At 69.5% G+C, this 13,932-nt stretch carries 8 protein-coding genes; 4 read left to right on the top strand and 4 right to left on the bottom strand.

Translation table 11 applies throughout. The features are described from left to right. The gene (locus F4553_RS27255; protein WP_184841479.1) at nucleotides 1-510 is read left to right on the top strand and encodes an NfeD C-terminal domain-containing protein; all 510 of its coding nucleotides are present in this window, start codon (nucleotides 1-3) and stop codon (nucleotides 508-510) included. 20 nt (nucleotides 511-530) lie between these two features. Beyond that, nucleotides 531-2,075, top strand: coding sequence for a flotillin family protein (locus tag F4553_RS27260; RefSeq protein ID WP_184841481.1), 1,545 nt, complete (start codon nucleotides 531-533; stop codon nucleotides 2,073-2,075). 237 nt (nucleotides 2,076-2,312) lie between these two features. On the opposite strand, the gene F4553_RS27265 is transcribed toward F4553_RS27260, so the two are convergent. The 3 genes from F4553_RS27265 to F4553_RS42565 form a co-directional block, all read right to left on the bottom strand. Next, the gene (locus tag F4553_RS27265) at nucleotides 2,313-2,591 is read right to left on the bottom strand and encodes an SHOCT domain-containing protein (protein ID WP_184841483.1); all 279 of its coding nucleotides are present in this window, start codon (nucleotides 2,589-2,591) and stop codon (nucleotides 2,313-2,315) included. Nucleotides 2,592-2,692: 101 nt separating this feature from the next. After that, nucleotides 2,693-3,361, bottom strand: a complete 669-nt coding sequence (locus F4553_RS27270; protein WP_184841485.1) for a response regulator — start codon at nucleotides 3,359-3,361, stop codon at nucleotides 2,693-2,695. Further along, entirely contained in the window at nucleotides 3,358-4,500 is a 1,143-nt protein-coding gene (locus F4553_RS42565) for a sensor histidine kinase (RefSeq protein ID WP_184841487.1), read from the bottom strand. Before F4553_RS42565 ends, F4553_RS27270 begins: the two co-directional genes overlap by 4 nt. A gap of 222 nt (nucleotides 4,501-4,722) precedes the next feature. On the opposite strand from F4553_RS42565, the gene F4553_RS27280 reads away from it, so the two are divergent. Beyond that, nucleotides 4,723-6,798 (top strand): AfsR/SARP family transcriptional regulator, encoded by a 2,076-nt coding sequence (locus tag F4553_RS27280; RefSeq protein WP_221470507.1) that lies wholly within the window; start codon nucleotides 4,723-4,725, stop codon nucleotides 6,796-6,798. Between the two features lie 161 nt (nucleotides 6,799-6,959). On the opposite strand, the gene F4553_RS27285 is transcribed toward F4553_RS27280, so the two are convergent. Continuing rightward, nucleotides 6,960-7,982 carry a golvesin C-terminal-like domain-containing protein gene (locus F4553_RS27285; protein ID WP_312875404.1) on the bottom strand — a complete coding sequence of 341 codons (1,023 nt, stop codon included), beginning with the start codon at nucleotides 7,980-7,982 and terminating at the stop codon, nucleotides 6,960-6,962. A gap of 353 nt (nucleotides 7,983-8,335) precedes the next feature. Between F4553_RS27285 and F4553_RS27290 the strand changes: the two genes are divergently transcribed. Continuing rightward, nucleotides 8,336-13,828, top strand: a complete 5,493-nt coding sequence (locus F4553_RS27290) for an NIDO-like domain-containing protein (protein WP_184841493.1) — start codon at nucleotides 8,336-8,338, stop codon at nucleotides 13,826-13,828. Nucleotides 13,829-13,932 lie beyond the last annotated feature (104 nt).

Consider the following 13,932-nt stretch of genomic DNA (forward strand, 5'->3'; position numbering starts at 1 on the left):
GTGAACACGGGGACCTGGCTCTTCCTGGCAATCGGCGCGGTCGGCGTCGTGATCGCCGCCATCGCCGTCCTGGGTGGGGACCTCTTCGACCTGGGCGACGGCTTCGTCAACACCGAAGTCATCTCAGCCCTGGTCGGTGGATTCGGATTCGGCGCCGCCGCAGCCAACGAGCTGGTCGGTGCGGAAGCGGGCCAAGCCGTCGTGATCCTGCTGGGCCTGGCGATCGGCGCGATCATCGCCTGGCTGGCCTGGTTGGCCTCCAGCCGCCTGCGCAACATGCCCACGGACGCCACCCCCAACCGGGACCACCTGGCCGGCACCACGGGCGTGGTCGTCACACCGGTGCCCGCCGAGGGTTTCGGCGAGGTCCTGGTCCGGATCGGCGGCCAGCCGGTGAAGCTCAGCGCGCGCAGCGCCCGGCCGCTCCCGTTCGGCGCCAAGGTCCTCGTCCTCGATGCACTCAGCGACACCAGCGTGATCGTCGAGGAATCCACCCCCACCACCCTGTAATACCCAGCAAAGGACCCACATTGACTCCCCTCGCCATCGCGATCGTCGGCGCCCTCGTTCTGGTGCTGGTGCTCGTCCTGTTCGTCATCTCCCGCATCAAGGTCGCCGGTCCCAACGAGGCGTTCATCGTCACCGGCCGCAAGGGCCGCAAGATCGAAAGCGCCGACGGTCAGCGCTCCACCGACCTGAGCGGCCAGAAGGTCGTCATGGGCGCCTCGGTCTTTGTGCTGCCCATCGTGCAGAAGCTCAACGCGCTCGACCTCTCCAGCCGCCGGCTGCACATCGAGATCACCGGTGCCGTCAGCAAGCAGGGCATCCGCGCCAACCTGCAGGGCGTCGCGATCGTCAAGGTCGGCGGCACCGAGGACGCGATCCGCGCCGCCGCCCAGCGGTTCCTCGACCAGCAGGCCGAGATCGAGGAGTTCACCCGTGAGGTCCTCGCCGGTGCGCTGCGCTCCATCGTCGGCCGGCTCACCGTCGAGGAGATCATCCGGGACCGGGCGGCCTTCGCCAGCGCGGTCGCCGAGGAGGCCGAGCACTCCATGACCAACCAGGGTCTCGTGCTCGACACCTTCCAGCTCCAGGACATCCTCGCCGAGGGTTCCTACCTGCAGGACCTCGGTCGGCCCGAAGCCGCCCGGGTGCTCAAGGACGCCGCCATCGCCGAAGCGCTGGCCCGCCAGCAGGCCGAGCAGGCCCGCCTCCTCGCCGAGGAGTCGATCGCCGAGGCGCAGCGGAACCTCGCCCTGAAGAAGGCGGCCATCCAGGCCGAGACCGACGCGGCCGAGGCGGTCTCCAAGGCGGCCGGCCCGCTCGCCGAGGCCGAGCGCCAGCAGGTCGTCCTCTCCGAGCAGCAGAAGGTCGCCGAGCGCAACGCCGAGCTCAAGCAGCGCCAGCTCGACACCGAGGTACGCAAGCCCGCCGACGCCGCGCGTTACAAGGTCGAGCAGGAGGCCGAGGCCGACCGTAACGCCAAGGTCCTCGCCGCCGACGGTTCGCGGCAGGCGACGATCGCCGCTGCCCAGGCGAACGCCGAGCAGGCCCGCCTGATGGGTGAGGGTGAGCGGGCCCGTCGTGCGGCTCTCGCCGAGGCGAACGCCATCGAGGGTGCCAAGGAGGGTGAGGCGGAGCAGCGTCGGCGTACGGCGATCGCCGAGGCCGTCGAGCGGGAGGGCCAGGCTTCCGCCTCGGCGATCCTCGCCAACGGTCAGTCCGAGGCCGAGGCGATGCGGCTCAAGGCCGAGGCGTTCTCGAACTACAACGAGGCGGCGATCCTCGACCTGCTGGTGCGGGTGCTGCCGCAGGTCGTGGCTTCGGCCTCGGCGCCGATGGGCAACATCGACAAGCTGACGGTGATCTCGACCGATGGCGCTTCGTCGTTGACGAAGTCCGTCGCCTCCAACGTGGCTCAGGGGCTGCAGTTGGGGACCGATCTGACGGGGATCGACCTGCCGGCGTTGCTGGCCCGGTTGGCTGCTTCCGCCTCGTCGGGGGACAGCGCTGTGCCGGCTCGGCCGACTCGGCCGGCTTCGGCCAAGGGTGATAAGCCTGTGATCGAGGGCTGACGCCCCGCTCTCGGTCTCCGGCACTTGGCCGCGCTCACCTGGTGGTGTGTGCGGCCTTGTGCTGTGCGGTTGGGGGGCCGGGATCGACCCGCTCTGGGCGGTCAGGCTTGATCCCGTCGCGGGTCGATCCCGGCCCCCCAACCGGACTCTGGTCACTCTGGGGTGAGACCAGAACGAGGGGCTTACAACATATTGACGGTGGCCCTTGTCGGTTGGGCTCGACAATATTGGTGTGTGTTATTTGAGCGGGGTGTTCAGGACCCTGAGGCGGTCCTGGTACTCCTGGTCGTTGATCTCGCCCTTGGCGTAGCGCTGGGCGAGGATCACCCGGGGGTCGCTGTCTCCGCCGTGGTTCCAGCCGCCGTGGTGGCTGGCCCAGGCAGCCGCACGGAAGTGGCGGTGGCGGCGCCAGAAGAGGCCTCGGAAGAGCGCGATGACGAGGATCCAGGCGCCGATCCAGAAGAGCGGGGCGAAGATCCACCAGCCGCCGTAGGCGAGGTGTTCGTGTGCCAGCATTTCGGGTCCTCCCTCGAAGGTTTCTTGATTCGAGAGTCCCTTTTCGCCGCGGGGTTTGCGTCGTCTGTGGGGCGGCAGTCGGGCTACCCCTGCGGGAGTAGTCAGTTCATCCAGCCGGGGCGGACCAGAGCGGATTCGTAGGCCAGGACGACCAGTTGGGCCCGGTCCCGGGCGTTCAGCTTGATCATGGCTCGGCTGACGTGGGTTTTGGCTGTCAGCGGGCTCACCACCAGCCGGGCTGCTATCTCCTCGTTGGTGAGGCCCAGGGCGACCAGGGCCACGACCTCGCGTTCCCGGTCGGTGAGGGACTCGAGCTGGCGGGTCGGCTTCTCGGTGGAGCGGGAGCGGGTGGCGTACTCGGCTATCAGGCGGCGGGTCACGCCGGGGGAGAGGAGTGCTTCGCCGGCGGCCACCACGCGGACGGCGCGGACCAGGTCGGCCGGTTCGGTGTCCTTGACGAGGAAACCGGCGGCGCCGTCGCGGATCGCGGTGAAGACATACTCGTCCAGCTCGAAGGTGGTCAGGACGATCACCCTGGTGTTGACGAGTCGTTCGTCGGCCGCGATCCGGCGGGTCGCCGCCAGGCCGTCGAGCACGGGCATCCGGATATCCATGAGTACGACGTCCGGGGTGCTCTGCAGCGCCATGCTGATCGCGACCTCGCCGTTGGGCGCCTCGCCGACGACCGTGATGTCGGGCTGGGCGTCGAGCAGAGCGCGGAAACCGGCCCGGACCAGGGCCTGATCGTCGGCGAGCAGAACCGTGATCATGATTTTCCTCCGGTGCCGGTGGGGAGTAGCGCCATCACGGTGAAGCCCCCGTCGGGGGTGCTGTCGCAGCTTGCGGTGCCGCCGAGGGCGCTCGCCCGCTCGCGGATGCCGATGAGGCCGTTGCCGCCCTCGTCGCTCGTCGGCTGCTGGGGCGGACCGCCGTCGACGACGCCGATCGTCAGCGAGCCCGCCGCATGGTGCAGGTGGACGGCAGCCGTCCGCGCCTGACTGTGCCGGACCACGTTGGTCAGCGCCTCCTGAATGATCCGGTACGCCGCGAGCCCCACCGCCGCGGGCACCTCGGCAGCAGTGCCGCTGCTGGTCAGGGTAACCGTCAGCCCGGCCGTCGAGGCGTCATCGAGGAGCTCGCCGAGCCGGTCCAGATCGGGTGTCGGGCTGCGCGGCGCCGCCGAGGTGTCGTCGGGGGAGCGGAGTCCGGCGAGCACCGCGCGCACCTCGTCCAACCCGTCCCGGCTCGCCTGCTTGATCGCGAGCAGCGCTGGGCGTACCTCATCGGGATTGGTGTCCATGACCTCGAGCGCGACGGACGCGCGGACCGTGATGAGCGACAGGCTGTGGGCCAGGACGTCGTGCAGGTCGCGCGCGATGCGCAGGCGTTGCTCACCGGCCCGGCGCTGCTCCTCCTCGTGGCGGCGCAGCCGCTCCTCGGTGACGAGCTTGCGGAAGGCGATGATCCGCTGCCGCCGGTTGTCGACGAGCTCGGCGGCGAAGGCGAGCAGCGCGACGAGGCCGAGCCCGCGCAGCTCCTGCAGGGGCGTGCCGAGCGGGCGGAGGTCGGCGAGGCCGAAGCCCAGCCAGGCGAGCCAGAGGCCGGCCAGCGACAGCCAGGCACCGGGGCGAGCGCCGCGCACGACCGCGCCGATCACGGCCGCCACCAGCGACGGAACCACCGGACCCAGCGGGTAGCCGAGGGCCAGCCACCCCGCCGCGACACCGCAGACGGCGGCGACGGTCAGCGCGGTCTGCCGGTAGAGGGCGAAGAGCAGCAGCGGACCGGCGAGCAGCAGCACGATGGCGAGCGGTGCCGGACCCGCCCGGTCGCGGAACGCGACGACCGCACCGACGATCTGGAGTACGCCGATGAAGAGGGGCCAGGGCGGCCTGTGGTGCGTTCTCACCCTCGCATGATTGCTGATCGCGGGCCCTGCCGCATCCAGCCACGGCAGGCGGGTGCACTACTCCCGGGGGAGTAGTTCTACAGGTTCACTCCAGGGCCGCTACAAGTTGTCTCTGGAAAGACCGATCATGCTCACGTAGGCTCCCCCTCGATGGCAATGGAGTTCCTCCTTCTAGGTCCGTTTGAGGTCCGGCTGGATGGTCGGCCTCTGTCGATCGGTGGAGTGAAACCGCGTCAGCTGCTCGCGACCCTCCTGCTGCAGCCCGGACGGCCCGTCTCCGTCGACCGGCTCATCGAGGTGCTCTGGCCCGACGAGCCGCCCCGGTCCGCCGCCGCCAACGTGCAGACCTACGTCAGCGGTCTGCGCGGTGTGCTCGCCACCGAGGCGCTGGCACGAGGAGTGACCGAGCGAAGCGAGGGAGCCCCGCAGGGCGCGCCTAAGAATCGGGCGCTGGCACGAGGAGTGACCGAGCGAAGCGAGGGAGTCCCGCAGGGCGCGCCCGAGGGTTATCTCGTGCGCCGCCCGCCCGGCTACGCCTGCCTCCTCGGCGACGCCACGCTGGACCTCGCCGACTTCCTGGCCCGCGCCGACGAGGCGAGCCGGCTGCGGCGCCTCGGCCACGCCGCCGACGCGCTCGCCGCGGTCGAGTCCGCGCTCGCCCTGTGGCGCGGGCAGCCGCTCGCCGACCTCCCCGTCAGTCCACTGTGGCGGGTCGAGCTCGACCGCGTCGCCGAGCGGCGGCTCGCCGCGACCGAGGAGTGGCTGGAGCTGCGGATGCAGCTCGGCGACCAGGCCGGAGTCGTGGCCGAGCTGCGGGGACTCACCTCGGAGCACCCGCTCCGGGAGGGCCTGTGGGCGTTGCTGATCAGGGCGCTGGCCGAGCTGGACCGCCGTGCCGACGCCCTCGCCACCTACGCCGAGTGCCGCCGGACCTTCGCCGAGGAGCTCGGCGTCGAACCGGGTCCGGAGCTGCGCCGCCTGCACATGAACCTGCTCGCCGAGCCCGTCAGCGGCGGCAGCTCCTCACCTCGGCTCGACGCGTCGGCCGCGATCGTGCTGCGCGGCTTCGCCGTCTTCGGCGAGGAGTCGGCCCCCGCGTGGGCCGCCGGTGCGCTGCTGGGCCGCCCATCGGCCGATGAGGTGATCGACTCCCTGGTCGACGCCCGGCTCATGGTCGATGCCGGGCAGGACCGGCTGGGCCAGCGCCGCCTGCGCGTTCCGTTGCTGGTCCGGCTCGTCACCCAGGAGACCCCGGTCGATCAGGCGGGCCTGGTCCGGCTGCTCGGCGGCTACCTCTCCCTCGCCGAGCGGGCCGCACACGCGCTGCCCTCCAGCCTCTTCGGGCCGGGAGTCGTGGTCGCACCACGATGGACGGTGCCGCATCCGCCACCCGCCGTCAGCGCAGACCCGGGCGAGTGGTTCGCCGTCGAGCACCCCGTGCTGCTCGCGGCGGTCGAGGCGGCCGCCCGCGCCGACCGGGCCGACCTCGCCTGGGAGCTCGCCTTCACCCTGGTCCCGTGGTGCGGGATGGCGCTGCGGCCGGATGTCTGGGCAGCGAGCCACCTCGCCGCGCAGGAGGCGTGCCGCAGGCTCGGTGACAGCCTCGGCACCGCCGTCACGCTGCGCGGGCTCGGCCAGCTGCACCTCTATCACGACGAATACCAGCAGGCCGAAGCTGCTTTCGGCCGGGCCCGGCTGATCTTCGCGCAGCTCGGTCAGGCGGCCGGGGTCGCCGCGGCGCTCGCCGGGCTCGGCACGGTCCACCGGATCCGCGGCGAGCATCAGCAGGCACTCGACTACTACGACCGGGCGCTGCGCTCCTACCGCGAATCAGGGCAGCGGTGGGGCGAGGCCTATGCGCTCGGTGCCATCGGCCAGGTCTGGCTCGCCAAGAACGATCCGGACGAGGCCGGTTCCTGGCTGGGCCGGGCGCTCGAACTCGCCACCGCCATCGACGACCGGCACCGGGTGGCCCACCTCACCCACCAGCTCGGCGTCGTCAGCGTCCAGCAGGGCCGGGCCGGCGAGGCGGAGGCCCGCTTCAGCGCCGCGCTCGACGTCTTCGTCGCGATCGGTGACCTGCACGGCGAGGCGTACGCCCTGGTCGAGCTCGCCTCCCTCGCCGGTGGCGACGAGCGCCTGATCCGCGCGTTGGACATCTACCAGCGCCTCGGCGACCGCAGCGCCGAGGCGAGGACGGTGTCCCGCCTGAGCGACCTCTACCTGGCGAGCGGCCGCCCCGACCTGGCCGAGGCCTACCGCGACGAGGCCCGCCGCCTGGCGAACCTGCTCCACTGAAGCGCGCCGCCCTACCGGTGTGATCGCGTCGCCCGCTCGGCCGAGGCCCCAAGATCGCCGCAACTCTTGAAGAGTTGGTCCTAAGGGGTTTAGGACCAACTCTTCAAGAGTTGCGGCGATCTTGGTTCCCGGAAACGGGCGCTCAGCACACCTGCGAAGAGCTACACCCGCGTCACGCGGACGGCGTCGGCGATGACGTACTGCGTCCCGCTCGTCCACCGGCTCACCGCCACGATGTCCCGGGCACCCGACGAGAACGCGTGCGTCCCCAGGCTGACCCACTTTCCCCCGTTGGCCTGCTGGTTGACGTTGACCGTCGTCGACCCCGCCGACGAGAAGACCACGAACGGCGTCACCGCGTTGTAGCCCGTGTTCGCCGGGTACCACGTCTCCACCTTGTAGTTGCCGCTGCTCGGCAGGGTCGCCGAGTAGTAGGCGGCGTCCCCGGCCGCGATCGGCGTCGCGTATCGGTAGTCCGCCCCGTAACGCTGCGACGAGTAGGTCGAGGTGAGCCACGCCGACGATGCCCGGAACCCGGCCGACGTGTTGTCGATGATCGTGCTCCAGGCGTTGAGCTTCGCCGCCACATCGCTGCGGAGCTGCGGCAGCATGGCGTAGAACGCGTCGCCGGGGCAGGAGGTCGCGTGGAAGTCCCGGTGCCCGTAGATCGCGGTCGCGGGCAGATTGTACTGATCGGCGATGTAGGCGCAGAAGTCGACGAGCTTGTTGTAGAGCGCCGCCGGCGGTGTCAGCGAGGTGTAGGTGCCCTCGTTCTCGATGCCGATCGCCTGGTCGTTCTGGCCGGGGCAGTGCGCGCCCTGCACCATCCCGCTGCCCGCGGTGAGCTTCGACAGGCTGTTGTGCCGCCCCTCGGTGATGAAGCCGCCCCGGGAGACGGTGAAGTGCTGGCCGGTGTCGGACCAGCCGTTGCTGTCCATGTGGTAGTTCTGGATGCTCCGCGACAGGGCATAGGCGTGCGCCAGCGTGTAGTCCGTGGAGTTCGCGGTGGCGGTGTGGTGGATCAAGATCTTGTTGGGATTGTTGCCGAGGATCGTCAGCGCGTCCGAGGGGTTGCGGGCACCCCAGGTGGCGCAGCTCGCGATGGTGGGCGCGGGCACGGCGAGAGCGGGCGCGCCTGAGAGCAACTCCAGGCCGCCGGCAGCGCCGCCGACTCCGAGCAACACGGCGCCCCTCATGAGGGTACGCCGAGAAATGGGGACTCCGGTCACGACTTCCTCCGATATGGAGTGAGTGGGTAAGGAGCCCCGCGCAGCAGGTTCTTTCTACCCGGGCCGGCCCTGTCGCGCAATGGCCGATGAGTCATCCACAACGGAGCTCCTCGTCGTCCGGCATGGTCGACGAAGACTTTCGGCCAGTTCCGAAGAACGTCGACCTATCCGGGCGCCCGGTGCATGCTTCTCGCCAGCGCCCATCCCGGGTGCCTTGATCATCGACGGGGGAGTCGGCAATGCTTCCTGCGCGTATAAAAGTGAACCCACAACGAACGAGGCGGCGCCGTGCGCCGCTCATCGGCCTGATGTCATTGGCGTTGACGGCCGCCGGCGGAACCTGGCTTCCGCAGGTGGCAGCGGCCGCACCGGCCGCCTCCCCGTTCGCGGTCGCGACCGCGAACGCGAAGGTCGGCAACAAGCCGATCGAGGTCTTGAGCGAGCGCACCGAGTGGGCGCAGACCTTCGCCAATCCCAACGGCACCTTCACCCTCATCGAGAACGCGTCGCCTCAGCGGGTCCGTCGCGCGGACGGTTCGTGGGCGTCGATCGACACCAACCTGCACCGCGAGGCCGACGGGACGCTGTCGCCGGGTGCGGCGCTGGGCGGCATGAGGTTCTCGGGTGGCGGCTCCCGTACGCCGATGGCCTCGATGACCGTGAACGGCAGGGTGATGCGGCTCTGGTGGCCGGGCACGCTGCCGGCGCCGGTCGTCGAGGGCAGCACGGCGACGTACCCGAATGTGCTCAAGGATGTTGATCTCAAGGTCACGGCCGAGGCGAGCCAGTTCATCCACGTCTTCGTGATCAAGAACAGGGCGGCAGCCGCCGATCCGGCGGTCCGGAAGATCAAGCTGCGGACCACCTTCGACGGACTGCGGTTGCGCAACGGCAGGGCCGGCGCGCTGGAGGCGGTCGATCCGAGCGGGACGGTCTTCTTCACCGGTGCGTCGCCGCTGATGTGGGACTCCAGCGGCGACGCCGCTGGTGCGGAGAACGCCGTGGAGGCGCGGCAGGCCCCGGTCGCCACGTCGTTCGACGCGTCGAGCCTGACACTGGCACCGAACACCAAGCTGCTGACCGACCCCAAGGCGGTGTTCCCGCTGCACATCGACCCGCCCTGGGCGCCGGCCACCGGAAGCCGGCTGCACCACACGGTCGTCCGCAAGACCTTCCCGGACCAGTCGAACTATGACCGTTTCACCGGTCTGGGCAGCAACGACGACACGACCGGTGTGCTTCGGTCGGGCTACAACAACTCCAGCGGCTCCTACACCGACCGGTCGATGCTCCAGATGGACCTGTCCGCCGTCAAGAACGCGCGCATCGGCTACGCGAAGGTGACGCTGACGCACGCCTGGTCGGGCGCCGGCTGCGCGTCGAGCGGCAAGGGCTACTGGACGGACATGCACTCGCTGCCCTATGGCTTCGACGGTTCGACGACGTGGAACACGCTCTGGAACAAGAACGACTGGGGCTGGGGACCGATCCTCGCCTCGACCGATGTCGTGCACCGGTACGGCGAGTCCTGCGGCACCGATCGTGTCGGCTTCGACGTGACGGGCGAGGTGGCCAACCGCGCCGCAGCCGCGGACCCCAACCTGTGGGTCGGCCTTCGTGGCCGGTGCGAGACCTGCGCGAACATGTACTGGCGCCGGTTCAAGCCGGACTTCCAGGTCGAGATCCAGTACAACCGTCCGCCGAACGCACCCGACGTCCGCAAGATCGACGGGAAGCCGTGCACGACGGGCGCCGGCCGCCCCTGGGTGACGGCGGTGTCGCCGATGCCGGATGCCATGTTCTACCAGTCCGACCCCGACTCGCCGTCCTATCAGAACACGCTGTGGACGGAGCTGAACTGGTGGGAGCTCGGAACATCGACCGTCCACACGATTGCCGGGGTCGAGCGAACGGCGAACTCGGAGCAGACGATCCGGCTCGACGGCCCGCTGGTCGACGGCAAGTCCTACGCCTGGCAGGCCCGCACGAGCGACAGCATCGAGACCGGCCAGCTCTCGGCGGTGTGCGAGTTCAGCTATGACGCGAGCCCGCCGAACAACGCGGTGGCGCCGACCGCACTGGTCTACAACGGGACCACCCTGACCGGCGGTCCGGGCATCGCGGATACGTTCACCTTCAACCCGCCCACGACGAAGCCCGAGGAGGTCGTCGGCTACGCCTACGCGTTCGGCAACGTCGGCGGCGCCAACGGCGTACAGGTCGATTCGGTCGACGCGGCGCGGAAGGCGAGTGTGAGCATCGCGCCGCCTGCGGATGGCACCGTTACGCTCTATGTGTGGGCGAAGGACCGCGCCGCGCGCTATTCGGCGAGTCCGGCCACCTTCACCTTCCTGGTCAAGCCGGGCGGGCAGGCGGCGAAGTGGGATTTCGAGGGCGCGGACCCGAAGCTCGACAAATCCCCGTTCGCGCTGAACCCGCTGGCGGCTGCGACCACGACGGCGGGCCGCTCCGACCGGACCGAGCTGCCCAACAAGGCGCTGTCGCTGACGGGCTCCAACTACGCGGAGACCACCGGCAGTCCGGTGCAGACGAAGGCCAACAATGCCGTGGTCAACGTCGCCACGAACGCCTCGTTCACCGTGGCGGCATGGGTGAAGATCAACACTGCCGGTGCGACCGACCAGGTCGCGATGGCGGTCAACGCCGGCAACACCGCCGGGATCACGCTCGGCTACGGCGGTTCCGAGGGCAAGTGGGTCGCCCGGATGGCGGAGCAGAACGTGGTGAGCCCGACGGTGAAGTCGTCGGTCTCCAGCGCCGCTCCGGTCACCGGCAGATGGACTCACCTCGCCGCGACCTATGAGGGCACGAGCAAGGTGCTGACCCTCTACGTGAACGGTGTCGCGCAGACCGCGGCCGCACCGCTGGCCACGGTGTTCAACGCGACCGGCAAGCTCTCGATCGGTGCACAGTGGACCGGCTCGGCCTACGGCAGGAACCTGACCGGTGCCGTCGACGACGTCGCCTTCTACAACACGATCATCACCCCGAGCACCATCGGCGACCTGGCCCGGCCCCTGCCGCCGAAGGCGACCCAGTTGACGGCGAACCCCGTCACGGTCGGCACCTCCGTGCAGGTGAAGTTCGACTCCTACAGCGACACCAACGTCACCAAGTTCCCCTACAACGTCAATGTCCCGATCTTCAACCCGCCGACCACGCCCGAGGCGACCGCAACGGCTGCCGCCGCGACGGTGACCGTGGCCGGCACGAGCCTGAACCCGGGCTCCAACACCGTGTATGTGAAGGCCAAGGACGCAGCCGGCCGGCTGAGTGACCTGTCCGTGCTCGACATCACCGTCGTGTCGCTGCCGTCGCTGGTCGGATACGTCTTCGACGAGCAGGGCAACGCCATCGGCGGAGCGACGGTCACCCTGAACCCGGGCAACCGCACCACCACCTCGGCCGGGGACGGCTCGTTCGAGTTCACCAGCTTCCCGGCCGGCACCTACACCCTGTCCGCGATCTACGGCACGCACTGCGGGCTCAGCGGCAGCACGTCGATCACCGTCACCGACGACACCGGTGCCGACCTCGTCCTGTCTCCCACCGTCTCCGACGTCTACGGCTACGCGTGTGCCGCAGCCGGCGCGGGATCGTTCGTCGCCGGCACGGCCTCGGTGGCGCTGACGGGGGACAACGCGGTGGCGCAGGTGTCGACGCCGTTCACGTTCAACCACTACGGCAAGTCGGTGTCGACGGTCTGGATCGACTCGAACGGTGTCGCCTACACGGTCAACCCGGGCGTGTCGAACCCGGTTCCGGTGGCGATCCCGAACCGCAGCGCGCCGAGCGGCCTGATCGCGCCCTACTGGGCCGACCTGGTCCTCGACGGCTCGTCGGGTGTCTACACCGCCACGACGGGTTCGGCGCCGAACCGGACGTTCGTCATCGAGTGGCGCAACGCCGCGCTCAAGTCCGACACCACGAAGCGGCTCAGCTTCGAGGCTCTGATCGGCGAGAACGGCAGCGTCACCTACCGGTACTCCGGGATCGACAACGCGACCGAGGCCGGCATCGAGGCGATCGTCGGCATGGAGAGCGAGTTCGGTTCGGCGGGTACGTCGTACTCGTCGAAGGAGTCGGTGCTCGCCAACACCACCGAGGTCGTGTTCGCCTACCCGGAGACGCCGGTTCCGCTGCCGGTCTACACGATCTCCGGCACGGTGACCGCTGCCGGTGTCAACGCCGTCGGCGTCACGGTGACCCTGGATCCGCTGGGTCTGACCGCGGTGACCAACGCCTCCGGGTACTACCACTTCGACGGATTGCCCGAGGGCAATTACCACGTGACCGCGCAGCTGTGCCTCTCCTCGGGCGCGGCGAGCATCACGCTGACCGGCAACACCACGCAGAATTTCGCGTTGGCGCAGGTGGCAGACTCGTTCGGCTACACCTGTACCGTCCGCAGCCAGCCGTTCATCCCGGCCGATCAGCAGGTCGTCCAGCTCGCCGGTGACGACTTCACGACCCAGATCGCGTTCCCGTTCGTCGTGCCGCTCTACGGCGACTTCCGCAGCGGCGCCACGATCTCGACCAACGGGTACCTCGCCCTGGACGGCTCGACCGACGCCTTCCCCGGCAACCACGAGGCACCCATTCCCTCGACGAGCGGACCCAACGGCGTCATCGCGCCGTTCTGGGACGACCTCATCGTGGACGGCTCCGCGAGCGTCCGCACCGCGGTGATCGGCACTGCGCCCAACCGCCAGTTCATCATCGAGTGGCGCAACGTCACCCACTTCGACGACCAGTCGGTCCGCTTCTCCTTCGAGGTGATCCTCGGGGAGGACGGCGAGGTCTCCTTCGCCTATGCGGGCGGGCTCGACACGGACATCGAGAAGGGCTCCTCGGCCACGGTCGGCCTGGAGAACCTGCAGGGCACGTCGGGCCGGATCGTCTCCTACAACCAGCCGATCCTCCAGGAGGGCGAGGCGGTCGCCTTCGCCTACCCCGGCGGTGTCCCGACGCCGACCTCGACCCTGTCCGGTTCGGTACGCGTCAACGGCGCGATCGTGGCCGGCGGGGTGGACCTCGTGCTCGGCCCCGACCGGGCGACCACGATCTCCGACGCGTCGGGCAACTACCAGTTCACCAACCTCTTCCCGGGGACGTACACCGTGACGGCGTACTACTGCGGCAAGAGCGCGACCGGCACGCTGACGATCGGCGCGTCGGGCACCCTGCCCCAGCTCAACGTGGCGGCGCAGGCGAGCGGGGCATACACCTGCTCGCAGGCGACGACGGCGTTCATCCCGGGCGACACGGCGTTCAGCCTCTCCGGTGACGACGTCTTCACCCAGGTGTCGACACCGTTCCCGGTGAGCCTCTACGGGCAGACGACCAGCAGCATCACGGTCAACTCGGACGGGGCGATCTTCATGAGCCCGACCTCCGGCATCAACATCGACAACCACGCGGTCATCCCCAATGTCGCCGTGCCCAACGGATTCATCGCTCCCTTCTGGGACGACTTCTATCTGGACGGCTCCTCGGGGATGTACACGAAGACGATCGGGTCGGCACCCAACCGCAAGTTCGTCGTCGAGTGGCGCAACGCGACCTTCTACAACGTGCCGGGCAACCCGCGCGTCTCCGTCGAGGTCATCTTCTCGGAGAACGGTCAGATCACCTTCAACTATGCCGGTCTGGACACCCTCCGGGAGGGCGGCTCGCTCGCCGTCCTCGGCCTGGAGAACTCCACCGGCACCGCCGGATTCAACCTCGGCTATCACGTGCCCGCCCTGGTCAGTGGGCGTGCCATCACCTTCACACCGTAACGCTTCACCCGTGCCGGCGTCGTCCTCCACGGACGGCGCCGGCACCCCTTCCACACCCTTCCAACTAGCGGGGAGATCGAGTTGAGACGAAGGACAGGTTTGCG

It is taken from the genome of Allocatelliglobosispora scoriae, assembly GCF_014204945.1.
Lineage (GTDB): Bacteria > Actinomycetota > Actinomycetes > Mycobacteriales > Micromonosporaceae > Allocatelliglobosispora > Allocatelliglobosispora scoriae.